This is a genomic window from Rhodococcus sp. WB1, from assembly GCF_001700945.1.
In the GTDB taxonomy this organism is placed as follows: domain Bacteria; phylum Actinomycetota; class Actinomycetes; order Mycobacteriales; family Mycobacteriaceae; genus Rhodococcus; species Rhodococcus aetherivorans.
Genome location: NZ_CP015529.1, coordinates 874,479 through 898,311 on the forward strand (window position 1 = coordinate 874,479; position 23,833 = coordinate 898,311).

The window sequence follows — 23,833 nt, forward strand, 5'->3', positions numbered from 1 at the left end:
GCCAGGGGTGGATCCGAAATGCCAACGTCGGAAATTTTGAGGGCAAAACTTCGAGTGCCCGCTCAACGTGGGTTGCGGCGAGAAAGGTTGTTGAAACAATGCTATGACGAGTTGACCCCCGTGGTCGTCGTCGTCGGTCCGGCGGGATCAGGGAAATCGACATTGTTGTCCCAGGTCGCCGCGTCGACTGACTCCCCGGTCGGGTGGTATCGGGTGACCGAGGACGACTCGACCGAACATGCCTTCGGTAAATATCTCTGCGCTGCTGCTCGGGAAATGGGCGTTGCTCTCGACCCGGAAACGAATTCGATCGACGCTGTTCTCGGCGAATTGGACAAAATCGGCGACGTCGATGCATTGTTGATCATCGACGATGCTCACGAGATCGCCGATAGTGGCGCCGAAACGGCACTGGGTCGTTTCGTCGCATTGCGCCCTCCTCGTCTACGCATCATCCTCGGAACGCGGCGCACCCTGGAAATCAACTTACCCCGACTCGTTGTGTCGGGCGAGGCTCGCGTGATCGATCAGGACCAGTTGCGATTCCGGTCGTGGGAAGTGGAAGAGCTGTTCGCAACCTTCTACGGCGAGCCACTCTCGCCTGAGCCGGCAGCCAGACTGACGCGCCGGACAGGAGGATGGGCAGCAGGCTTGCAGCTGTTTCATCTCGCCACGTCCAAACTCGCGGACTGCGACCGGCAGCGTGCCGTCGGCCACCTCACGGGGCACTCCAGACTCGTCCGGGCGTACCTCGCCCGTAACGTTCTGGCGGAACTGCCGGCCGATCAGCGATGGTTCATGACGCACACCGCCTCGCTCGAGCTCATGACACCTGCCCTCTGCGACACTCTGCTGGGAATCAGCGACAGCGGACGCATTCTTCAGCAGTTGACCGAACATCAGCTGTTCACCGAGTGCGACGACGTCGGTCGGACCTTCCGGTATCACGAGGTGCTCCGGACATACCTCGAGCTCGCATTGCTGGAAGCCAACGGGGAGAGGGAAACCAAGGCGTGGTACCTACGGACAGCCCGGGTGTTGGAGGAGGCCGGCGAGCACCGACATGCCGCCCACGCCTATGCCAAGGCATCGGACTGGGCGGCGGTCTCGCGACTGGTCCGACACGCAGCCAGCTGCACCGTGCCGATAGGGAACGACGATCCCCTTATTACATGCAGCGAGTGGCAGACCGATCCGTGGCTGGCACTCGCGTTGGCGCGCTTGCGCGTGCGGGAGGGGGCCATCGCCGAAGCCGAACAAGTCTATCGAGCGGCGCGCGAGTTGCTCGACGACCCGGAGTTCGTCGCACGGTGCGAATCCGAGCGGCGCGAACTGCTGGCATGGCTGCCGGGAGCGTCGGTCGACGCGCGACTCCTGCAACACTGGCTCGGGCCCCTGCGGGCCGCATTGCGGGCCCCTAACACTGGGCGCGCCGCAACCGAACCAGGAGCGCCGAAGGCGCGATTCGTAGAGGGGATGTGCGCCCTCAGCGCGGGCGACATCGCCTCGGCCAGAGAGGCAATGGTCGAGGCGCAAGCCGCGGACGAGCAGATTGCCGCGATCTCGTCACGGTTGGTGGTCACGATCGTCGATGCGCTTCGCGGAGCGATGCCAGATCCTGCGGTAGTGAACGATCTGGCGTCGAGATGCTATCGGGAGGGCCTGCTGTGGCTCGAGAGAGTTTGCCGCGGCCTGCAGGAATTGGTGCTCATGCGGGACCTTCCCGCCGAGTGGCGCGCCGACATCTGCGAGGAAATGCTGGTCGAGTGCGAGAAGGTCGACGATCACTGGGGCGCTGGACTGCTGACATTCGGGCTCGCGCTCGTCGCGCTGCACCGACGTGACCCGACGGCGTTCGATCGGTTCGAGGATGCGGCACGCCGCTTCGAGCGCCTGAATGCGCCGGTTCTCGTGGTGTGGAGTCGTGTCCTGGGGCTGAACCCGGCCGCCCCCGACATCGTCGCCCGGTCGAAACAGGCAGCCGCCGCCGCACACGGCGTCGGACTGCACCGAGCCGAGATGATGGCATTGTCGTACGCAACAGGCTACGACAAGAGTCGCTCTCCCACTCTCAAAGAACTTGCGCCAATGACGGCCCATCAGACGGATCCGATCCGCGGTGCCGTGCTTCCCGCGATCGGGATCTTCTGCTTCGGCGGATACCGACTGGAGGCATTCGGACAAATCGTCGACCTCACAGGTCTCCGGCCCCAGGCACGGATACTGCTGCACCTCCTGTCGATGACCCCGAACCTCGATTACCACCGGGAGGTGCTCGAAGATGCGCTGTGGCCCGGTGCCGCGCACGAGGTGGCATGCCACCGATTGCAGGTCGCAGTCTCGAGCGTGCGAGGTCTGCTCGGTGAGTACGGGATGACGCTGCAGCGCAGCGACGAGTCGTATCGATTGGCGACGCCCGGGTATGTCTTCTCGGACGTGGTCGAATTCGAACGCGCGTTGTCGAATGCCGCCGCCCGAACCGACCCGGAGGCGGCACGTGACCGGGTGGCATCCCTCGAATACGCGCTCACTCTCTACACCGGCGACCTCCTCCAGGAAGATGGTCCCGCGGAGTTCGTGGCCTCCGAGCGACATCGGCTGCGCAGTGCCGCTGCGAGCGCAGCCGTGGCACTCGCCGAAGACTATGTGGCGCTCGGTGACAGCGTGAAAGCCGACATCGCTGCCCACCGTGCGGTGGATCTGAACCCTTATCAGGATCGGCCCTGGTGGATCATGGTCGATATCCGCGAGAAGGCCGGCGACATGAGCGCCGCCGAACAGGTACGACTCGACCATCGACGGGTGCAGGAAGAACTCGGTCTCGTCGAGAGTTGATCAAACGGCGCCTCCGGAAATCTCGACTCGGTGCGGAATATGTGCAGGCTTGACCGCCTCGACCAAGGCGTCGAATCGGCGTTCGTCGACCATCCTCGGGTCGGTGACGGTCAGGCGGACGACAAGATAGGGATGGGGACTTCCCGGTGGTGCGACACCGGCCGTGGCGGAACCCACGGTCCCTCCGGACTCCTCGATCTCGGGCTCGAGGTCGAACACGGCCGCTACGGCCTCCCTGATCCCATGCACGGTTCCGCGAACCGCCATCGTCCGGACTCCTGCGGCGATGAGGTCGCGTCGGCGGGATTCGGATTCGTGGCCGTCGAAGGCGAGTCCGATCCAGCCGGCGAGCCAGCCGAGCATGTCCTCCGGCGTGGTGTGTGGATCCAGGTAGGCACAGAACGAATCGAGGGTCGCCAGTATCGGCGCGAGGACCTCGTCGAATGCGTCGCAGAGCTGTTGTGTGCGCGCATCCTGTCGATACACCGCGGGCATTGTCTCGACGAGTGGTCGCGGGGACGACAGCGCTGCGAGGGTGCCTCTCATGCCGTCATCACCACCTGGTGGTCGTACGAGTAAACGAGCGTGTCCGCGGCCAGCGGCAAGACCGATGCGCGTTCCCCGCGACTGCCCGTGACGGGATCCGCGGGATACAACCGGATCGACGTGCTGCTCGACATCTCGAAGCCGGGCACCGCACTGATCGCCGCCGCGATCTCACCGTCGCGCACCGCGCGGCCCAGCGGCCAGCCTCGGCCGTCCCGTCCGCCACGCAAGGGGTCGAGATAGCGGTACAGGACATCGAGCAGACCCGATTCGACCTGGGCGGCAGTGAATCCGGGTCCCGGACGCACGTTCACCACGACGACCGTCACGGCCCGATAGACCGGTGGTTCGATGATCAGACGGGTGCCCACGAGCCGGCGTTCGTCGAGATACCGCCGGATTCGCTGGACGGTGTCGTCCGGGGGTTCGAGATCGGCCAGGGCGATGTGTCCCGCATCGTCTGGACGGACGTGGGGAACCAGGAGGACCCGGACCACGCCCGCCTCGGACGCGTCGTTGGACGGAAGACAGTGCACACGAGCGGTCTCCGGCGCGACCTCGCGTGTCAACTCCTCGAAGTCGCGGGCGGTCACCGCGCGCCCGCGGGAGCGCAACAGCAACGGTCCGCGGATCTTGAGTTCCTCCAGGGTTTCCGGGGGTGCACCGCCGATCGCCGGGCCGCGATTCTCGATTCGGGAGATATAGGGCACGCTCGTCTTCAGCACCCGGATCCGTCCGGACGCGACATTCCCTTCGGCGCCGCCGCCCGTCCGATATGCGGCCATGCGTATCGCCGACGATTTCGCCGGCACCGCACCGTACCGCCGCAGGGTCCCGTCGGCCTGACGCAGGGCGGGACCGAAGGACACCTCGCCGGTGACTGCGTCGACGTGGAACACCTTGTCCTGCGCGGTCGATTCGGCGAAGTGTTCCACGTGATGCCACCGCGACTCCTGGCCGGCGTCGACGACCACCATGCTGCATCCCGGCCACCGCAGGACCGGCGTGTGGCGCACCCGAAGGTGCTGGTCGGCAGCACCGTCGGAGACCCCGAGGAACTCGTCGTGCACCACACGGGCGTGGATGACCGGAGTGGTGCCGCCGATCGTCCGGGCGGTGATCTTCCGGATGCGGGGAGGTTCGGAGTAGGTGCGTTCGCCGCTCTCGGTTTCCCGCAGCCGACAGCGGATCCACGCCCGGCGCACGCCGGCGAACACCGATTCCGTGTGCTCCGGGGGGATGTGCAGGACCACGTCGCCGGGCTTGTTCAGGCCTCCCGTCTGGTCGCGGTCGACTTCGCAGCGCTGCCAGCCGGTGGGGGTCCTGGCCTCCCAGACCCGCGGTGGTCGTCGTGGATCGACACCGATGCCGGAGACCTCGCAGTCGATCCGGAGCAGTACCGCGCAGCGCGGAACGGCATTCGACAAGCCGATCACCAGGGAGTCCCCGGGGCGCGGGACCGGTGAGAAACATGTGAACCCGGCCGAGCCGCGCATCTCGTTGGTGCGTTCGACCGGTTCCGAGCCGACCAGCTGGACGCCCACCCAGGCGGCGCTGCAGGGAACGATGTCGAGGCGCTCCGCCGTCGAGAACACGACCGGCTCGGTGACGTCCGTGCGATCCGTCGCCACCTCGGTCTCCGCGCGCACGACGACCGTCTGCGGTTGCGGTGCGGACAGCCAGAAGGTGACCGCCCCCTGAGCAACTCCCGGTGGTCGTCGCTCCACGCCGATCAGTTCCAGGAACTTGAGGTAGTTCCGGTTGGGGACGCGATTGAGCCGGTAGATGAGCTGGTCGACCATCATCGCGAACGTCTCGATGAGCGTGATGCCGGGATCGGAGACGTTGTGGTCGCTCCATTCGGGGCATCTGTCCTGAACCAGTCGACGTGCGTCGTCCACCAGTTGCTGGAAGGTTCTGTCGTCGAGGTTCGGGGCGGGGAGCACGGAGTCACTTCCTCTGCGGTGGTTCGACGGCCGTGAACGACTCGGCGGGTTCGTCGACGATCAGATAGAACGGGAAGACGAGATTGCGGACGTCGTTGCGCTCGCGGAGCGAATAGGAGATGTCGATGTAGCAGGTCGTCGGTACGTCCGGATCGAACCGGACCACCACGTCGACCAGGTCGATGCGGGGCTCCCAGCGGGTGAGGGCATCGTGCACATCGGCGGCGATCGCAGCCGCGGTCCCGTCGTCGGCGGGTGAGAAGACATGATCTTGTACGCGGCACCCGAACTCGGGTCGCATCGGTCGTTCGCCCGGTGTGGTTCGCAGGATCAGCTCGATCGCCTGCTCGATGTCGCGGGGCCCCGACGCCAGCGCCACCGCGCCCGCGGCGTCGAAGCCGACGGGATAGTTCCAGCCACGCCCGACGAAATCGGTGGACATGGGTCAACCTCCGATCAGGACAGTGAGGGCGCCGGAGACGATCGGAGCTCCGCAGGCGGACATATCTCCTATCCGTGCGGCAGGCATCCCGCCGATGAGGACGGTGGCCGAGCCGGGTCCGACGATCGCCGAGGGTGGGTGCGGTGGGGGAGGTGGGAAGCTGCAGATGTGCGGGGTTCCCACCGTCGCCGCCGGTTGACCGGCGATGAGGACGGTGGGGACTCCCGGAGGGCCGATGACTCCGGGATGGCCTGTGGGATCACCGACGCGCGCGGCAGGGGGCACGACCACCTCCTCAGTTGATCTTGACGAGTGCACCGGAGACGATTGCCGGTCCGCCGGACTTGAACTCGGCGGTCGCGCTCGCCGTCACCTTCACGCTCGGGCCGCCGACCTTCACGCCGGTCGTGTCCGCCTCGACCGTTCCCCGGGCGCCCGCGATCTTGACCGAACGCTTGCCCTTCAGGACGATCTCACCCGACGTGAGCTCGATCTTCGAGTCTGCGCCGTCGATCACCACGCCCTGAGTTCCCTCGACGAGAATCCGTCCGTCACTGTGTATCTCGATCTTGGTGCCGATCTTGTCCAGCGACAGACGCAGTCGTCCGTCACCGGTCTCGGCCAGGATGCCTTCGGTCTTCCCGTCCTCGTCGAGCAGATCGATCCGGTGTCCGTTGCGGGAGACGAACGAACGACGATTGACCGCTCCCGATCCGGCGTCGACGAGATCCGGTCCCTTCGTGTCCGGTGTGTCGATTCCGTTGTGCAGCCCGGCGAGGACATAGGGTCGATTCGGGTCATTCTGTTCGAAAGCGACGAGCACTTCGTCTCCGACCTCGGGGACGACGAGTGCGCCGCGATCCTTCCCGGCGCCCGGCTGCACGACGCGCGCCCAGTCGCTGACGTAGTCCTCGGACAACCACGGGAAGGTCAGACGGACCCGGCCGAGCTGTTCCGGGTCGCGGGCGTCGCTGACGACGGCCACGACCACTCCGTAGTCCGCCTCGCCACCGGTGCCGGACGACAGCCCGAACAGGCTGCGTTCCTCCCTGCCGGTGACGGACAGCGACGTGGTGTAGCCCCCGGCGCCGGGCACGTACCGATGGCGGGCTGCGGTCACGAGGTACTTCCCGTCGAACGGTTCACCCATGTTCGCCAGGCAGATCGGGGTGTCCGCCCGCAGTTTCGGGTTCCCGCGGACGAGGGCCTCGACCTGAGCGAACGACCCGCCGATCACCTCGGCGAGAGCGGTCGCCGCCGAGTCGGCTTCGGGCTGGGTGCGGTAGGCGACGTCGGAGGCGACGTAGGTGGGGTCCCCGAAGGTCGCCGCGACCTCCGCCGGGGTGATCGTCGGCAGCACCGCGCTCTTCGTCTCCGCGGGTGCTTCGGCCACGATCGCCTGCTTCTGCGCGATGTCCCACCCCCGTACCTGAACCTTGGCGACCTGCTCGGCGGCGGTCACCACCGAACGCACCCGCAGCAGATCGGTTCCGAAGGTCAGCACGAGCGGATCCCGGCTGGAGGTGCCCTCGGCCTGCGGGGCCTCCTCGGCGGGTTTCCGGGGACCGAAGTCGAGTTTGTTCTCGCGCACGGCGACCTCGAAACCGACCCGTCGCGCGAGGCCGACGAGGAATTCCCAGTCGGTTCGGCCGCACTGGGACAAGTGATCGAAGACGGTTCCGGTGGACGTGATGTTGCCCAGTTCGATGCCGGCGTCACGTGCAACGCCGACCGCCGCGTCCGACGCCGTCGTCTGGGTGAAGGCCCGGGTGTGCCGGCCGCGGAAGAGCCGGTGGGACGCGTCGTAGCCGCGCACGGTCGTGAACGTTCCCGTACCGTCGAATTCGAGTTCGACGGCGGTGACCTCGCCTGTCACCAACGGTTCCGGAACGGCGACCGCGTCGGTGACGACGGCGATCCTCAGCTCGGAGCCGATCTTGATCTTCGATTTGGCGAGCAGGGTCCGGTCGGTGTCGCGGAAGCGCAGGGCAAACATGTCGGGCACCTGCAGGCTCGAATCCACGAATGCCGTTGCGAGCACGGCCACGAGATCGTCGGCCAGACGATCGCCGTCGACCTCGATCTCCAGTCCGGATGCCGATGTCATCGCAGCGATCCGATCTTCGTGAGCAGGTCCGTCACATTCGGCAGCACGAGCGATCGGCCGGGCGGGAGGCGCGTCGGGTCGTCGATTCCGTTGTAGGCGGCCACCGCTCGCCACATGGCTGGATCTCCGTATTCGCGATAGGCCAGCAGGTGCAGCGTGTCGCCCTCGATCACCTCGTGGACCCGGGAGTGGGTGACCGAACCCGACGACGGATTCTGCCGGCTCGTCTCGCCCGGCATCTCCTCCAGGCTCACGCTGCACACAGCGCGGATCGGTTTGCCGGACGCCGAGAAGAGGGTGTACTTCGCGCTCACCTGGGTGACGAAGGCATTGAAACTCGTGGTTCCACCCCACTTCAGCACCACCAGCGGCGGCATGGGCTTCTTGTCCTTCTCGTCGACCGGGACGCAACACGAGAAGAGCTTGTCGACGCACTTCGCGACGTCGGTGTCCTGTTTGAAGGTCGCGTCGAAGAACATCTCCAGGGTGAGCTTGCACGGCTCGGGCCCGGAGTATTCCGGTGGGCCTGCCTTCTTCGTTCCTTTGGCCGGGCTCCGGTCCCACTTCGCGGACTTGGAGATGGTGATCTCCTTGGGATTGAACTGGAACGCGATCGTCCCCAGCGAACTGCCTCGCTTGCTTCCACCCACGGCCTTCTCCGCCTTGTAGAGGAGCAGCTCCGCGTGGCTCTGCGCCTCGGGTGGTGGCGACGGTTTCTTCGCGGCAGCCTTTCCAGCCTTCTTTGCCGGGGCCGTGCCGGGGGTATTGGCCAGTGCGATCGGATCGGACATTCGTCGGCCTTCACTTCGTAGGTCCCGGCAGGATGCCGTGGTGTGCGATCTCGAGGGTCTCGGTGGCGACCTTCGCGGTGTCGACGTTCAGGCTCGGGCCGGTCCACCGGACCGGCACGACGCCGCGCAACGACCAGCCGGCGATGACCGTTCCGTCCGCCGTACGAGCAGTGATGCCAGCCGTGGTGGGTTGGAGATCCTCGAGGGCCTGGCTGAGCCATTCGGTCAGTTTGCGGCTGTTCGGGCCGACCGGTCGAGTGAGTTTGACGTTGGTGAACTTCATGCGAGTGGGAAGCTGCCACACCATGGTGTTGTTGCCGCCCTCCTCACGCTGCTCCATGACGATCTCCACCCCGAGTCCTTCGCAGCTGTTGAAGGAGCCCAGGTCCGTGCCGTCCACCTCCACCGTGAAACACACGCTCACGGCAGGGTCGTCGTCGGAGGTCGACATCGATTGCTCCTTCGGCTCAGATTTGTGGATCGGCGAGCAGACCGGCGCGTTCCCGGTCGAGCCACAGTTCCGTCTTGATGCGGGTGACGATCGGTTCGTAGAGGCGGTTGGCGAGATCGTCGATGTTCATGCCCGCGAGGGGGCCGGCCGGGGACGCGGTACCGGCGATCGGAGTTGCCGTGGTCGGAGGGTGTGGTTCTGTGGTCGAAGCCGGCTCGGATGGAGGGGAAGGCTCCTCCAGGCGCTGAGCGACGGGGGCTTGCCGTGTCGGCTCGACGTCGTCGTCGTCGACCTCACGTGCGACGTGGGCGAACATCTCCCGAAGCGACACCGGTCGGTCGATTCCGCCGGAGAGCGGTCCCGGCGCCGGAGCCGTGATCGGCGATCCGATACCTGCGGGTTGCGAAGTGCCGGTGTGTCGCTGGACTGTGATCGGTGGGTTCGGTGCACCGCGAAGGGTGACCATGGGTGCGGAGGGGCTTGGGTCTACGTCATGGCCCGCGTTGCGGTGGGGCGGGGCGCCGGGCGTCCCGGGCGGATCGGCAGGAACGGCCGCTACTCGCATGAGCGGAACCGGCTCATCCTGCACCGCTGTGTGAGGAGGATCCGGGACGAATTGCACCGACGTAGTCGGGTGGGGTTGCGGCGCAGCAGGAGCGGTGACGGTTTCAGATGTGAGGTTCCGCTGCAACGGGATCCGATGCGGTGGGACGAGTGGTTCTCTTCGGTCGGTAGAGCTGGAGCGGACCGTCTCCGGTGTCGGTGTCGGTGTCGGTGGTAGGGGATGTGTCGGAACCACCGGCCGGGACGCGACATCGTCCGGCACCGGCGTCATGTCATCAGCGATGCTCGACGTATCGGCCGGGTTCTCGGATGCCTCGATCGACTCGATCTCGTCTGTCAAAATCGGCTGCACAGGAGAGCTTGTAGGGCTGGTTGCGTCGATCGGCGTCTCGGAATTTCTCGAGACGGTGGGGACGGTCCGGGTAGGCGAGGGATCGACGTCCGGTGCTCGGTTCGGAACCGGATCAGGCGTTCGCGATCGACTCGACGCTCCGTTCGTGGGAGCGTCGTCGACCCGTTGGACGCTCGGGGCGACCTGCAGCGGAGCTTCTTCGCCGCGAGATCGATGTTCGACCGGGTCGGGAGCGGCGGTGTGACGAGCGACCACGGGGACAATCGGGGCGGGTTCACTCGCCTCGAGGACCGGGCCCGTGACGGTCGGACTCGGCTCGGGATCCGGACTGTCTCCGGGATCCGGAACCGGAACAACGTCGCGCTGCACTATCGGAGGTGCAGGGACCGAGGACGACGACGGGGACGCTCTCTCCGGGACTACGCGGGGCGCAGAGACGAGGTCGTGCGGGATGACGGTCTCGTGTGAAGTGACGGCTTCGGGTGACGGGATGACCCGTTGGACAACGCGCTCTTCGAAGGGCAGGGACGTGGGCGCCGAACGAGGTGCACGCAGCGGTTCGGGGATCGGTGTGCTCGCAGGGCGAGGTTCTTCAGGCGGGGGTGTCTGCACCGACGGTAGGTCGAGTGTGGGCTGCACCGTCTCGACCGCGGTGTCATCGGCTCGGATGTCGAGGCGAATGGGGCGACGGTGGGGTTCGGGTGTGGCGGGATGCTCGGTCGAGTCCGGAGCCGGAGCCGGTTCCGGCCCCGGGGTCGGAGGCGATGACGAACGTTCGAGGCACGGCGCCGATACTTCTGCCGCCGATCGCTGGACGGGACGGCGGAGTGGCTGCTCGCGCGGGGGAGGAAGCCGATCGATGCTCTGCCGTTCCACGTGCGGCGATTCGTGATGCGGGGGACGCGCCCGCGTCCGTTGCGGTTGCGGTTCGAGCTGGGGCTGCGGGCGTGGCTCGATGGATACTCGCTGTGCGACCTCGGGCTGCAGCACCGACGGTGGATCCACGGGCCGGTCCTGCACAACCTCCGCGGGGTCCGAATCCTGGTGGCCCGCGTGGGCAGAGAGAGGCAGGATCCGTCCCACCGGAAGCTCGTCGACCGGGAACGTCGAAACAGTAGGGAGTGCCCGTTCGTCGTCCGGTGGCGACGCAGTGACCATCTCGTCGATCTCGGTATGTGCACCGGGTACCTCGTTCGATACGGGCGACGAGTCGAGGTGACGAACGGGAGCAGGCGGCGGAGCCGTGTCGGTGGGGGTGGACGGCACGGCACCGACCCTTGCTCGCTGGAGGGAGCCCGGGGGCCGGTGGTGCCGCTGTGCGACGGTGTGGGGGGTTGGACCGTCGTGCCGGGACACCGGCGTAGACGTAGGGGCCGCGGTCAGCGACAACCACGGCACACCGGCGCCGACCGTCGGGAGCGGTTCGACGAGAGCCGGCGATCGGGAGGTTGTGAGCGTTCGAGTGAATCCGTCGAACTGTGTGGTCGACTCGATCGGTTCGACCACCCGCTGCACCGGGGGCAACGACAGCCGTTCGCGAGAGGTCCGCGAGGGGCGAACGTCCGGACGTTCGGGCGGTGTCCGGGCCGGTTCGGCCGACCGGCGTTGCCACGGCCATCGGATGGTCATCGCTCACCTCCTCGCGGATTCCGGCGCCAAGTTCCGGCTCAAGCGCACATACCGTTGCCGATCTGCGTGTTCGAGGTCGAGGATCGTGTCGAACGACCAATGCAGGTGATAGGCGATGTACGCGACCTCGGCGTGCAGACGTTCGGTCCCGTACGTCACGATTCCCCCAGGCGGCCCCCGGCGATGTCGACGGCGAAGTCGCATCCGCACTCCGGACAGGTGACGCCCGCCCGGGTGTGCCCGTCCTGATTGATCCGCCGATACAGATCCTGGAGGAAGGCGAGGTCGGACGCGAACATGTTCTCCACGACTCCGGCGTGCACGTCCTCGATGCCGCCGAGCCGGGACACGACCCGACTGATCAGCACCACCGTCAGATACGACGGATCCTCCCGCACCCGGTCGTCGCGTTGGGAGACGAGTTCGTCGCGGGCCGTGGCGAGACGCATGACACCGTCGCGGTGGACGGTGCCTGCCGAATCGATGTAGCCACGGGGCAACAGGAAACCGAATTCCGTGCGCAGCGCTTCTCGGGTACCCGAAGTTTCTGCCGAACGGTCCGGCTCGTGCTCCACTGTCAGGGTGGAGGTGCTGGTTCTACGCACCGTCCACCTCGACGCGTTCGAAGGTCAGTACCAGTTTCTCCGTCATGACGCTGGTGTCGCCGGCCTTCATAGAGCTGACCTCAAGGCTCTTCGGCCAGGCATTGGTGAGTGTGTATCGCTTGACGGGCTGTCCTTCGTAGTCGTACACCACGATGGCGCCGCCCTTGCGAACGTCCTTCATCTTTCCCAGCTGAGAGTCCTTGATCCACTTGTCGAATCCGTGGTCCTCGGTGAGCGGCCGGGTGAGAGTGACCTCACCGGCCTTCCAACGTCCGGGAAGCTTCTTGACGAGGTACTTTCCGTCCTTCGCTTCGTTGGACTTGTACTCGATGACGTCCTGTTCCATTTTCAGGCCGGTCACCTCGGTGATGGCCTTGATCTGAAGCCCGTCGAACTCGAGTCCGAACGAGTGGCCTACCGAGCTGTCGAATTCCGGTAGAGGCATTGCGGTTCCTCACTGTTCGATACGTCGATCACTCGGCGACCAGGCTGGTGCCGCCGGAGAACTGGGACAGTCGGAAGATCACGAACTCGGCTGGCTTCACCGGGGCCACGCCGATCAGGCAGACCACTTCACCCGCATCGATTCCCTCGGCGGGGTTCGTCTCCTCGTCGCACTTGACGTAGAACGCCTCGTCGGGAGTGCTGCCGAACAGTGCGCCCTTACGCCACTCGTTGACGAGGAAGGCGCTGATCGTCCGGCGCAGCTTCGCCCACAACGCTTGATCGTTCGGCTCGAAGACGACCCAGTCCGTGCCGTTGAGGATGGATTCCTCGAGGTAGTTGAAGAGCCTGCGGATGTTGAGATAGCGCCAGGCCGGATCGGAGGACAGCGTGCGGGCTCCCCACACGCGGATCCCACGGCCGGGGAACGAGCGGATGCAGTTGATGCCTACAGGATTGAGCAGGTCGTGTTCGTTACGGGTGATCTGCGTCTGCAGGGAGACGACACCGCGCAGCACCTCGTTCGCGGGGGCCTTGTGTACACCTCGCGTGTCGTCGTTGCGCGCCCAGACGCCGGCGACGAAACCGGAAGGCGGGAGGTAAGTTCCACCGTCCGTGCTCACCCACGGCCAGTACAGGGTTGCGTACTTGGAGTCGTAGTTTGCCTTGTCGCTCTTCCACTCCTTGATCTGTTGCGCATTGAGGCCGGGCGGCGGGTCGAGGATCGCCATCCGGTCACCCATCAGCTCGCAGTGCGCGATCATGGCCTGCTGGACGGAGATGACGGTGTCGAGGTCGATCGCGCTGCGCTGGTAGGCGGTGACCAGATCAGGAACGCAGATCATGGTGATCTCGTCGATCGCCTCGAGACCGGAAAAACCGGTGCGTTCCGAGACGTCACCGACGTAGTCGTCGGTCGTGAGTTGAGCGGACGGCAGCAGCGCTGGTTGTGCGGGTGCCGCCAGCGTCACCTTCTTGCCGACGGCGAGTTCGTCGGAGGCCTGGGCGTTGGGGATCTGTTCGAGCTTGATCGTCCGGGATTGGCCGTTGACGACGGTCGCGGCATTCGTCTTGCCCCGTCCGGGCGTGACACCCGAATGCTCCTCGACGGTTTCACCGCCCCTGCGGACGACGAGCTTGAAGGTCCCGTCCGCGGGCTCTGCGTCACTCGGCACGACTTCTACTTCGATGCCGGATTCGGCTGCGGCCGGGTCGATCGCGAGCACACGGAAGTTGCCGAGAATGCCCTGCGGGGCAGCCTCGACGGGCTTGGGAGCTGACTTCGAACCGCTGTTGCCGTTGCTGTCGCCGATGCGAACGATGTACGCGTTGCCGCCACCGTTCTGGAAGTACGCATAGACCGACCGCGCGAGGCATGCGCCATCGACGAAACCACCGAAGAGACCGGTGAACTGGGTCCAGTTACTGACGAGGGTCGGTTCGTTGAACAGCCCTTTCTCCGACAACCCGACAAAGGCGGCGACGGCGGTCCCGACGCCTTCGATCGGCCGGGATCCGGAGTCAACCTCTTCGACGTAGACCCCGGGCGACAGGTAGGTCGGCATGGCGCCTCCTCGGATGGCGTTCGGTGAGATGGGTTGATGGTGGCCCGATTCTGTGGAGCGGCACAGATGCGGGGGGACGGACGGTCGGGTAGGGGGAAGTGCGCGAAAGGGCACAACGCGTGAGACCGCAGGCAGGATTCAGGGCCCTACGGTATGAGCGCGAACACTGTGCCCGTTCGCAAACAGTGAAATTCTGGTTCGTCCGGAAGTAACCACCGAGTCGACGTGTGGCGATGCATACACAGTTCAATAACCGAGTACTCGTGGCGGCCTGGCTGGCCTCGCGGCTGCTTGGAGGCACCCGTTGGACTCCAAGGTCGCGCGGTGGGATCTGACCACTGTGAAAAACTGTCTCAGACAAGTGATCAACGGGTCTGTGCGTCGAAGGTTCGAGGCTGCTGTGCGCCGACCATTCGGCGCATCACTCGGTCTAACTGGGCTGACTGTTCAGTCTGGGGAATACGTTGGCATCGAGGGGCTTCGAAGTGTGGATTCTCGGTTTCGGGAAAAAGTTGGCATTCACTGAAAGTCGGCTTTCGCGACAAGCTCCTCGATGGCCTTCCCGAGTACTCTTAGTTGGGAATGATAGCAGGTATCAATTTCTGAATCGGATGGCCGAGGTTCGGCATTTTCTCCGCGGCGATCCTTGACGGACTGCTGCTCCGACTTGACCGCCTCTTTGGTGCGTGTCAAAGCTTCAATGGAAATGCGTAATATTTGTGGCGACACTCGACGTGAGTACTGATCTTTCAGGTAAGCGCGCCAGTCTGCCTTCGTTGCAAGTGTTTCTGGTACCGGAGATTTTCGCAGATCTTTTCCGGATCCACCGGCTCGATCGCGGATCATTCCTACGATGTTTCTCATCGAACGAATCAAGCTGAGATCGCCTCGTCCGGATGTGCTCGATTTCAGGGCGTGTGTCTTTTTCTTTGCGGCTTCCTCATATAGGAGAATGGTCGGCTGCAGCTTGTACCCTGTATCCTCGGCGGTGACCTCGCCTTCCTTCTTCAATCCCATGAGTGCTCGTCTGATAAATGCGTCCGGAATTATGTGTTCCGCTATCATCTTCCATTCTGGTATGGGCTTCTTGCCGTGCAGGCTACTAATCTTGGCGCCATACGGTGCGATCGTCCCGATTCCGGGTGCGTGTGTGCCCGGTCCTGCAGACTCGTCCTTCAAGTGCTCCCGAGCTAGTGCCAGTATGCCTTTTTGAACTCTTGCTGCTCGGCGGCCGGCGGCCTTGATCTGCCTGAGCTCTTCTTTCGCTGCAGTTCCGAGTTTGACCAATTGATCTTCGCTTCGCCCACTCAGTGTGTTGAGTCGATTTAGGTAGTGCGCCATCTCGTCCCGAAACTTCCCCTCAAGATCGGAAACTTGCGACCTTACTGTTGCGTCGCAATTCTTGAAGGCGTCGGCTAGGGGAGTTGGGGATGAGGCGACGTAAAGCTTGTCGGGTGATCCTGGTCGGTTGTATAACTTATGAACCTGCCGGCTCGATTTCGGTCGGAACTCGGAATGGAACTTTATGTTAATAAACTCCTTGCACTTCGCTCGGATGTAGTCGGCGATAGATCGAGTACCTGATCTAATTTTTTTCCGTGTCTGCTTGTACTTCTTCTTCGCCCAAGCCTTGCCCGCCTCGAACTTCTTCTTCGCCCAAGCCTTACCCGTGGCGTAGGCGGCCTTCGCCTTCGCCTTGATATTTGCCGCAGCCTTGCCGAGCTTGGACTTCTTCAGCCTGTCGAGGAACTTCTTGCCGTACTTGACCGCCTTGGCGATCAGCCAGTCCACGGCCTTGCCGACGGGAGTCTGCACCTTCTCGAGGATGCTCTTGATCTTGTCGGCGATCCCGCCCAGCCCCAGCAGGCTGGCGAGACCGCTGATCAACATCGGGACGGTCTTCGACAGCGTGCCCTCGATCAGAGCCGCCACCTTGCCGACCCCGCCGGCCGCGATCGACTCGACCGAGTCGAGGACGGAGTCGACGAAGTCCTTCAATCGCTGTGCATTGTCCACGAACCACATCACGGCGTCGTAGATCATCTTGCAGGCCTTGATGAACGCCGCCGCAGGATTGAGAAGCGAGATCAGCCACGTCACGCCGGCCGTGATCACCTTGGTGATGACGAAGTCGCGGATGCGACTCATCACCTGTTCTTTCAGGTCCGAGATCTTCTGCGCGATGAACTTCCACAATGCCGGGACGCCCTCGGTGAGGATCATCTTGACGAAATCGACACCCTTCTCGATCGCGCTCATCGCCTTCTCGCCGACCACGTTGACGATCCGGGTTCTGATCGACGTCCACGTGAGGCCGAGAAGGGACAGCAGCAGACCGATGATGCCCTTCAGGTCGAACTTCTCGGGGATCTCGATGCCGGCTTCGGCGAGGGTACCGAACAACCAGCCCTGCAGACCCTTCTTCAAGTGCGTGAGTATGTTCGACATGAAGTTCTGGATGCCGGTCTTGACCGCGTTGACGAACTTCCCGAGGAAGTCCATCGGGTCCTTGATGATCTTCTCGACGGCGTTTGCGGCTCGGGTGAAGACGCCGAGCAGCATGTCCTTGAGTTTCTTCACCGTGTCGATAGCGCCGCCGATCGCCTCGGCGGCCTGGCCTGCGAATCCCTTGTTCTCCGCCTGAAGCTTCTTGATCTCCTCGTCGACCGCATTGCGTGCCTCGATGTACTTGTCCGCCAGATCGTCGACGAGCGACTCCTGCTTCTCGTCGACGGACTTCTCCAAATCTTCGAATTGCGAACCAATTTCCTTGGCGGCATCACCGGCCAGCTTCTGAAGGTTCTTGGGTTGCTCCGCGACGAACTTCTGGACCTGTGCGCGCCCCTCGGACACCCGGGCCTTCGCACGTGCGAGTTCGGAGCCCACGAGATCGGCGATGCCGCCGATGACGTCCTCCATCCGCGACTCGTACAGCTTCTTCGATTCCAGGAACAGCGCGTTCGCCTCGGGCGGCATGTCCAGGAGCAGGTCCTTCAACCACAACGCGGACCCACCAGGACCGCCGTATCGCTTCGCCTTGTACGCAGCCATGCGGGCCTGGTGGTCGGCGACGAACGCTTCCTTGGCCTTCCTTTCACCTTCCTCGAACCGCTCGGACACGGTCTTGTCGAGACCGGTCAAGATCCCCTCGACGTCGGCCTTTGTCTTGTCGAAGATCTTCTTGATCTCGCCGGTGATCCGGCTTCGTTCCCCTTCGTCGGCGGACTTTGTGGCCTGTTTGCCCGCACCGGCGGCTTGCAGCGCACTGCCTTTCGAGGCGGTAATCGAACTCAATCCGGTCTTCGCCGTGGCATCGGCATCCGCAGTGGCGCCGGCGATGACCTGAGCTTCCTTCTCGCGCACAGCAGCGGGCGCATTCGCGTCGTGCTCCTCGGCAGTCTTCTTCGCCTCGAGTGCACCGGTGAACTCGGGCTCGTTCGATTTGGCGAGTTGTTCCTTGGTGACCCCGGCTTCCGCCATCTTGTGGTCGGTGGCGCAGCTGTCCGCACCCAGTCTCGTCTGGTCGTCGGGTGCAGGTTTCGGTGCCAACAGTTTCGGATCCGGTGGTGGAGGCGCGGACGGCGACGGGGGTGGCTGAAGCGGTGTGACCGGCTTGTCCTTCGCAGTGGAGGTATCCGGTGTCGCCTCGGTCGAATCCTTGATTTCTCGGGCGGACGCCTGCTTCCCTCCGGTGACCTTGCTCATCACCTCGTTCTTGACCTGATCCGCCTTGCCGGATTGCGCGAACTTGTCCGCCTCGTCCAGGTTCTTCGGAGCCTTCGCCGCGATCGCGGCCTTCACCGCGGCGATGAAGCCCGCCTTGTCGAAGCCTCCTGGCTTCGCGGCGTCCATCTTGCCGGTGTGAGCGGCCTTGGCCTGGGCTTCCTTGTCGTCGGGTGGCGCGACGGCCGCGTTCTGTGCCTCGCCCACTTCCTTCGAGGCAGGGGGATGCGCTTTGGTTGCATCGGCTTTGGTCTCGATCTCATGTTTCGCGTGGGCCCATTGCGGATCCTTCTGCGGATCAGCCGGTGTCGGTTCTACGGGTGGCGCAACGCAACCGCTCTGGACGGGTCCGGCGTCGAGACGCTGGGTGACGAGAGACGCAACGGCGTGGTTGCCCGCGGCGGACTGCAAGCGGCGTAGTGAGTTGGAATCCGACCGCACAGCAGCAGCCGATCGCGCAGGAGTGCGTTCCGGGGCAACGGATCTCGTGACTCGAGTGGGTGCAGTCATGGCATCACGCCGATTCTTCCTCGGACTCCTCCTCCTGACGCTGCACGAAGGTCTGGGCGGTTTCGTCTTCCTTTTCCTCCGCGGCCTCCTCACGCTGCACGGCAGCGGATCCCTCTTCCGTGGTTCGCTGGAGTGCGCCGGAGGGCGCGGTCGTGGGAGCGGGTGCGGCCATGACGTGCTCGGCATTCGCGACGGCGTCGCGTTCGAACCGATCCGAGGGATCGCTGATCCGTACCCCACCGCCGGCGTCGGTGCCGTCGACAGGGCCATTGCGCTGCTGCACGACATGCGTCAGTTCGTGAGCGATCATGTGCTTGCCGGTGTCCGATCCGGGGTCGTACCTGTCGTTCTGGAAGACGATGTCCGAACCCACCGTGTACGCCTGTGCATTGACGGATTTCGCGGATTCGTGCGCTGTTCCGTCGCTGTGGACGCGCACGTCTCCGAAGTCCTGACCGAACCGGCCCTCCATCTCAGTGCGCAGGTCGGTGGGCAGCGGTGTTCCCGCAGAGGCGACGACGTCGTGCACGGGCGAACGGTCCTCGTCGAGGAGTGCCGACGCTCCGGCATTGCCGACGACACGCTGCAACCCGGCCATGCCTTCGGGTCCGGCGACGTCCAGACGTCCGGACAACGCCGCTCTCAGAGCGAGAGCCGAGTTCGGTTCGTCGAGTCGCGAAGCCTTGGGACGCAGCTCCGCATCGCCGTCGTGATCTGTCTCGTGCGTGCGCATGGTCTCTCGCTTCCGTCGGTACGCACCGAACATCCACCGTTCTCCAGCTGTACGAAAGATGCGAAGGCGTGGCCGTTCGGGCAACGATGACTGCCCGAACGTGCATCTGATCGGGCAGGATTCTCAGCTGGTGAGGACTGCATGCATGTCCGGGTCGAGCACAGTACTCAGTTCCTCCCACGGCACGGTGAGTTCCACAAGATCGGAGTAGGTCGGTGCGACGGATCCCTCGGCGAAGTAGATCCGCATCCCGTCGGGGGTCGCAAGCCAGCGAGAGAACAATGCCGGGTCGGCGCTGACGGCATTCAGGTCGAACGAGGCGCCCGCGTCGGTGCTCGGGCCGAGTTCGCGGGAGACGGCAACAAGACGATCGAGGCCGTCAGCGGTGTCGGTGAAAATCTCGTCGAGCGTGAGTACGTCACCGGAGTCGATGCCGACCACGACGGTGTCTGCGAAGTCCTCTGCGGACTCCTCGTATTCGGCTGTCACCAGTAGCACGCCACTAGTGACGCGTTCGCCGATATGGGCGACCTCGCCGTCCGAGCCGGTCAATCGACCACCTGCCCGTACCTCCGCGATGCGGTCGTCCAGAGCGGCGCGCATCGCTGCATTGAAGGTATCGGTGACGGCGGGGTCGCCCCCGGTGATCTGGGGGAGGACGACATCGACAGGTACGGGATTCGGCGTGACGACTTCGGTCGAGGCGTCGGTGTAGGGCTCCGGGGTGGCGGTGCCGGAGCCACCTCCGCCGCCTCCGCCAGCGCCACCTCCGCCTGCGCCGCCGTTCCCGTACGGTCCCGGTACGGTGCTGGGCTCCGGTGCTGGTGCGGAGTCGGGCGCTCCGCCTCCCTCAGGTGGGTGGTCGGGGCCACCCGTCGCTGCGCTGGAGTCGGCTTCACCCGGCGGTGCGTTCGCGGCGATGGACGTGTCGGAGACTGCCGAAGGTGTAGTAGGGCCGGTAAGGAGACCGTGGCCGACGAAGATCACTGCCACCACGAGAGCGACCACACCGACCGCAGCGGTGAAGATCCGTCCGCCGTTCTCGAGCATGCCGGGATCCCATCTCTACAGGAAGATCAGAACTGCAGCGACGTCAGCCGCCATCCGTCGTCACCTCTGGTCGCAATCGCCCATGCGACGTGTTCGTTCTCGTCGATGAGCAGGTCGTTCGGTGTCGTTGCCGATTGTCTGATCGAGACGACACGGTGGACGGTGTCGTCGCTGTCGGGGGGATGCTCGTCGGCGAGGAAGGCGGCGTCCGCGCGGACGGTCGCCTGGTCGCGTTTCCACTGCTCCCACTGTGATCCGGGTCCTGGTTGAGAGACGACGGTTTGGGACCCGAGTTCGGGACCGAGGTACGGTGCGGCCCGCTCCAGTGCGGCTGCTCCCGATTCGTCCTCTGCCGGCCTCCATGTGAACATCGTCTCCAGTGCGGTCTCGATGACGACGAGCGGATCCTCCCGGTCGATGTCCGGAGTGGCCGTTCCCTGGACACTCTCCCCGCATCCGGACGCGATGAGCACCACTGCGCACGACGCGAGCAGCGATCCGGAGCACTTCCCGAGGTTCATGTCACTCGCCGCCCCTCCGACTCGGGGTCGAAGTTCGAGACGGTCACGCCACTGTCGGTCGAGGCGTGCACCATCTTGCCGCCGCCAACCGCGATCCCGACGTGGGTGGGAATGTCGAACTCGTTCCACCCTGAGAAGACCAGGTCCCCGGGGTCGAGTTCGTTGACCGGAACGGGGTCGCCGATCTCCCACTGTTCCTGAGTCGAACGTGGCAACACGACCTTGCCGTCCGTTGCCTGCGCCACCGCATGCCGGGTGAGGCCGGGACTGTCGATACCACCCCTGGTCGGGCCGTCAATGTTGCCGCCGCCCCAGACCCACGATGTCCCCTCGAGGGTCCGGGCCACCTCGACGATCCGGTCGCCGACATCGGGCTGCGGCGCCTCGGTCGGCGGCGGTGGGGTCGTCCCCGTCGCCCAGGGCGCGGCCGCGAACGCCATGGCGCGCTCGAGGATCTTCTTCACGTAGGGCTGTGTCTGGGTGGTGTACTCCCCACCGAAGGGCATGCCTCCCGCCTCCAGCACCGCACCGAATCCGGCGTTGTAGGCGGCGAGCGCCAGGGCCACCGGATCGCCGACCACACGGCCCGTGGAGATGGCGTCGGCGCTTGATCGGTGGTTCTCGCACATCAGCGCGCCCTGGGCCATCACAGCGTCAGCGATGCTGTTGACGTCCGGGGGAGGTCCGCTGCCGTCGTAGTCCTTGCCCCAGGTCGTCCACGTGGCAGGCATGAACTGTGCCGGGCCGCGGGCTCCCGTCGACGAGACGGGGGCCGAAGGGCCGTGCCGGAATCCGTTCTCCGCCTCCAGTTGCGCCGCCAGGAGCGGTGCGGTAATACCCGAACACATCACGCCGGCCTTCAGCAGCCACGGTACGAACTCGGGCGGGACGAGTCCGGGGGTGAGAACACCGACGGAGCAGTCGGTGGTGGCGGCCACCAGTTCCACCACGGAGGAACCCGACGATGCGCCCTCGTCGAGCAGGGGAGCGGGGTCGACGGCTCGACCGTTGAAGCGCCCGCCCTCCCACAGTTCGAAGTGCAGGTGCGGTCCGCTGGATTGGCCGTTGGATCCGATGTCGGCGATGTGCTGCCCGGTCCTCACCGGATCACCGGTGCGCACCAGCACGCCGTCGGGGTACATGTGCCCGTAGACGGTGGAGACGACCCCGGTACGTGTCGGTGTGTCGATCACGATCCATTGCCCGAAGCCACTGGCAGGCCCGGCCGCCGAGACGGTGCCGTCGAGAGCTGCGTAGATGTCGGTTCCGGCATCCCCGGCCATGTCGACGCCCTGGTGGAAACCCCCACTTCGGGCACCAAACGGGGACGAGACGACGAACGTGCCGTCCGCGACCGGTTTCCGGTTCATGGGGCACGGGACACCCGCCCCGGTGTCGGCGAACGCCGGTCCCGGTTGACCCAATGCAACTGTCAGGACGACCACGAGCAGGCCCGCGAGCCGTCCGAGTGCACGACGCATTCTCATGGCATGGATCCCGCCGGCATTTTGTGGACTCGATCGCATCCGTTGTACGGCTTCAACTATCACCAGACCTGTTCTACAACGGCAGGGTTGCCGGCCGGTTCGGCCCTTTCGTCGAGGATCCGTGCCCCCGCTGTCCGGTATGCCTGCTCGAACGTTCCGACTGCCGTTCCCGATCGGGCATTCTGTTGCTTGCCAGCGCTCTTCGACCATGGAGCGTGCGACGATCGACTCCCAGGAGGGTTGATGAGATCGCTGCGCTTCCTCTCGGCATTCGTAGCGCTGATCGCAGCGCTGGGGTTCGTCGTGGCGTGCGGAGGCGGAGAACCGGATCCGCAGTCGGCATGGACGGGGACCGACGAAGACTCACTTCCGGACGGAGCCCGAGACGCCATCGAAGGTGCCCTCGAAACCATGTTCACGTGGTATCCGACGACGGACGCCTCGACACGCGACGCCTACGAGCGGGCATCGAAGTATCTGACTCCCGAGCTCGCGGCAGCGAATCACTCCAGTGAACGCGGAACCAGCGTGTGGTGGGACGAATGGAAAGCCGCGGATGCTTCGGTGATCGCCGATGCCCTGGTGATCTTCGGAGAGCACCCGAAGGACTCCGAAAACGCCGTCGAGCGTGCGGTGATGCTGAACCAGAAGGTGACGGCGTCGGACGGGGCGGTTCTCGAGGAGAGCGACATGCGCGTGGACCGTGTCGCTGCTGTCAAACAAGGGAACGACTGGCGCGTCAGCCTCATCTCCTTCTTCCCAGAAATTCCGACCCAGGCGCCACCACCGCCGGAATGCGCTGAGGGAGAGCAGCGTCTGCAGCACCCGACCGGCCCATGCGTCCCGATTCCGCAGGTACCGCCGGGGTCGGGGACTCAGCCTCACAAGCCGGGAAGCCCCGGACCAAGCCCCGGACCGGGAACACCGAATCCCGGAACTACAGGAACCACGTGCCCGGATGGAACTACGGTGCAGGCGGGGCAGACCTGTCCGCCGATTGTGGATCCTCCGGAGCCGTGTCCGGATGGTAGTCCTCGGTTGCCGGATGGGACGTGTTACGAGCCTCCGGAGCCGTGTCCGGATGGTAGTCCTCGGTTGCCGGATGGGACGTGTTACGAGCCTCCGGAGCCGTGTCCGGATGGTAGTCCTCGGTTGCCGGATGGGACGTGTTACGAGCCTCCGGAGCCGTGTCCGGATGGTAGTCCTCGGTTGCCGGATGGGACGTGTTACGAGCCTCCGGAGCCGTGTCCGGATGGTAGTCCTCGGTTGCCGGATGGGACGTGTTACGAGCCTCCTGACTGCCCTCCGGGAAGCTATCCCCTAGCGGACGGAACATGTTACGAGCCTCCCGACTGCCCGCTGGGAAGCATTCCCTTGCCTGATGGGACCTGCTATACGCCCGAGGACGATGATTCCTCCTATATTTGTCCCCCTGGAACGATTGATCGGGAACGCTGTAGACGGCCTAAGCCAGACCGAAGGCGGACCAGGTCGAAGATGATCGCCGCAGATCGATGTGTGTAGGGGGACGG

General features: G+C 64.9%; 17 protein-coding genes. 1 reads left to right on the forward strand and 16 read right to left on the reverse strand.

The window, feature by feature from the left end:
* The first annotated feature begins 18 nt into the window (after nt 1–18).
* Entirely contained in the window at nt 19–2,835 is a 2,817-nt protein-coding gene (locus A4U64_RS03945; protein WP_065922217.1) for a BTAD domain-containing putative transcriptional regulator, read from the forward strand.
* On the opposite strand, the gene A4U64_RS03950 is transcribed toward A4U64_RS03945, so the two are convergent.
* The 16 genes from A4U64_RS03950 to A4U64_RS04025 form a co-directional block, all read right to left on the reverse strand.
* Nucleotides 2,836–3,330, reverse strand: coding sequence for a phage tail protein (locus A4U64_RS03950; protein WP_232334215.1), 495 nt, complete (start codon nt 3,328–3,330; stop codon nt 2,836–2,838).
* A 47-nt stretch (nt 3,331–3,377) separates the two neighbouring features.
* Entirely contained in the window at nt 3,378–5,327 is a 1,950-nt protein-coding gene (locus tag A4U64_RS03955; RefSeq protein WP_065922219.1) for a putative baseplate assembly protein, read from the reverse strand.
* A gap of 4 nt (nt 5,328–5,331) precedes the next feature.
* Complete coding sequence (locus A4U64_RS03960) at nt 5,332–5,769, reverse strand: GPW/gp25 family protein (RefSeq protein ID WP_065922220.1); 438 nt, start codon at nt 5,767–5,769, stop codon at nt 5,332–5,334.
* 3 nt (nt 5,770–5,772) lie between these two features.
* Nucleotides 5,773–6,087 carry a PAAR domain-containing protein gene (locus tag A4U64_RS27620; RefSeq protein ID WP_335740036.1) on the reverse strand — a complete coding sequence of 105 codons (315 nt, stop codon included), beginning with the start codon at nt 6,085–6,087 and terminating at the stop codon, nt 5,773–5,775.
* On the reverse strand, nt 6,065–7,876 hold the full coding sequence (locus A4U64_RS03965; RefSeq protein WP_065922221.1) for a VgrG-related protein: 1,812 nt from the start codon (nt 7,874–7,876) through the stop codon (nt 6,065–6,067). The genes A4U64_RS27620 and A4U64_RS03965 overlap by 23 nt, the downstream gene beginning before the upstream one ends.
* Entirely contained in the window at nt 7,873–8,667 is a 795-nt protein-coding gene (locus A4U64_RS03970; RefSeq protein WP_065922222.1) for a CIS tube protein, read from the reverse strand. Before A4U64_RS03970 ends, A4U64_RS03965 begins: the two co-directional genes overlap by 4 nt.
* A gap of 10 nt (nt 8,668–8,677) precedes the next feature.
* On the reverse strand, nt 8,678–9,118 hold the full coding sequence (locus tag A4U64_RS03975) for a phage tail protein (protein WP_065922223.1): 441 nt from the start codon (nt 9,116–9,118) through the stop codon (nt 8,678–8,680).
* A gap of 2,548 nt (nt 9,119–11,666) precedes the next feature.
* Entirely contained in the window at nt 11,667–11,867 is a 201-nt protein-coding gene (locus A4U64_RS29150; RefSeq protein ID WP_306430604.1) for a DUF6760 family protein, read from the reverse strand.
* Nucleotides 11,819–12,268, reverse strand: a complete 450-nt coding sequence (locus tag A4U64_RS03985) for a hypothetical protein (RefSeq protein WP_231772565.1) — start codon at nt 12,266–12,268, stop codon at nt 11,819–11,821. Before A4U64_RS03985 ends, A4U64_RS29150 begins: the two co-directional genes overlap by 49 nt.
* Nucleotides 12,261–12,713, reverse strand: coding sequence for a phage tail protein (locus tag A4U64_RS03990; RefSeq protein ID WP_050035730.1), 453 nt, complete (start codon nt 12,711–12,713; stop codon nt 12,261–12,263). Before A4U64_RS03990 ends, A4U64_RS03985 begins: the two co-directional genes overlap by 8 nt.
* Before the next feature lie 28 nt (nt 12,714–12,741).
* Nucleotides 12,742–14,277 carry a phage tail sheath family protein gene (locus tag A4U64_RS03995; protein WP_065922225.1) on the reverse strand — a complete coding sequence of 512 codons (1,536 nt, stop codon included), beginning with the start codon at nt 14,275–14,277 and terminating at the stop codon, nt 12,742–12,744.
* Between the two features lie 519 nt (nt 14,278–14,796).
* A complete protein-coding gene (locus tag A4U64_RS04000; protein WP_157127567.1) occupies nt 14,797–18,441 on the reverse strand; it encodes a phage tail protein in 3,645 nt (1,214 codons plus the stop codon).
* 73 nt (nt 18,442–18,514) lie between these two features.
* A complete protein-coding gene (locus tag A4U64_RS04010; protein WP_050036417.1) occupies nt 18,515–19,243 on the reverse strand; it encodes an eCIS core domain-containing protein in 729 nt (242 codons plus the stop codon).
* A 123-nt stretch (nt 19,244–19,366) separates the two neighbouring features.
* Nucleotides 19,367–20,293 (reverse strand): RsiV family protein, encoded by a 927-nt coding sequence (locus A4U64_RS28170; RefSeq protein WP_144415040.1) that lies wholly within the window; start codon nt 20,291–20,293, stop codon nt 19,367–19,369.
* Between the two features lie 26 nt (nt 20,294–20,319).
* Complete coding sequence (locus tag A4U64_RS04020) at nt 20,320–20,814, reverse strand: hypothetical protein (protein WP_050035726.1); 495 nt, start codon at nt 20,812–20,814, stop codon at nt 20,320–20,322.
* Nucleotides 20,811–22,295: a peptidoglycan DD-metalloendopeptidase family protein gene (locus tag A4U64_RS04025; protein ID WP_198163388.1), complete on the reverse strand. Its 1,485-nt coding sequence runs from the start codon at nt 22,293–22,295 to the stop codon at nt 20,811–20,813. The genes A4U64_RS04020 and A4U64_RS04025 overlap by 4 nt, the downstream gene beginning before the upstream one ends.
* Between the last annotated feature and the right edge of the window lie 1,538 nt (nt 22,296–23,833).

Coding starts and splice junctions, on each gene's coding strand:
- A4U64_RS03945 (WP_065922217.1), top strand. CDS start 19: ATGCCAACGTCGGAAATTTTGAGGGCAAAACTTCGAGTGCCCGCTCAA.
- A4U64_RS03950 (WP_232334215.1), bottom strand. CDS start 3,330: ATGCCCGCGGTGTATCGACAGGATGCGCGCACACAACAGCTCTGCGAC.
- A4U64_RS03960 (WP_065922220.1), bottom strand. CDS start 5,769: ATGTCCACCGATTTCGTCGGGCGTGGCTGGAACTATCCCGTCGGCTTC.
- A4U64_RS03965 (WP_065922221.1), bottom strand. CDS start 7,876: ATGACATCGGCATCCGGACTGGAGATCGAGGTCGACGGCGATCGTCTG.
- A4U64_RS03970 (WP_065922222.1), bottom strand. CDS start 8,667: ATGTCCGATCCGATCGCACTGGCCAATACCCCCGGCACGGCCCCGGCA.
- A4U64_RS03975 (WP_065922223.1), bottom strand. CDS start 9,118: ATGTCGACCTCCGACGACGACCCTGCCGTGAGCGTGTGTTTCACGGTG.
- A4U64_RS29150 (WP_306430604.1), bottom strand. CDS start 11,867: ATGCGACTTCGCCGTCGACATCGCCGGGGGCCGCCTGGGGGAATCGTG.
- A4U64_RS03990 (WP_050035730.1), bottom strand. CDS start 12,713: ATGCCTCTACCGGAATTCGACAGCTCGGTAGGCCACTCGTTCGGACTC.
- A4U64_RS03995 (WP_065922225.1), bottom strand. CDS start 14,277: ATGCCGACCTACCTGTCGCCCGGGGTCTACGTCGAAGAGGTTGACTCC.
- A4U64_RS04010 (WP_050036417.1), bottom strand. CDS start 19,243: ATGCGCACGCACGAGACAGATCACGACGGCGATGCGGAGCTGCGTCCC.
- A4U64_RS28170 (WP_144415040.1), bottom strand. CDS start 20,293: ATGCTCGAGAACGGCGGACGGATCTTCACCGCTGCGGTCGGTGTGGTC.
- A4U64_RS04020 (WP_050035726.1), bottom strand. CDS start 20,814: ATGAACCTCGGGAAGTGCTCCGGATCGCTGCTCGCGTCGTGCGCAGTG.
- A4U64_RS04025 (WP_198163388.1), bottom strand. CDS start 22,295: ATGCGTCGTGCACTCGGACGGCTCGCGGGCCTGCTCGTGGTCGTCCTG.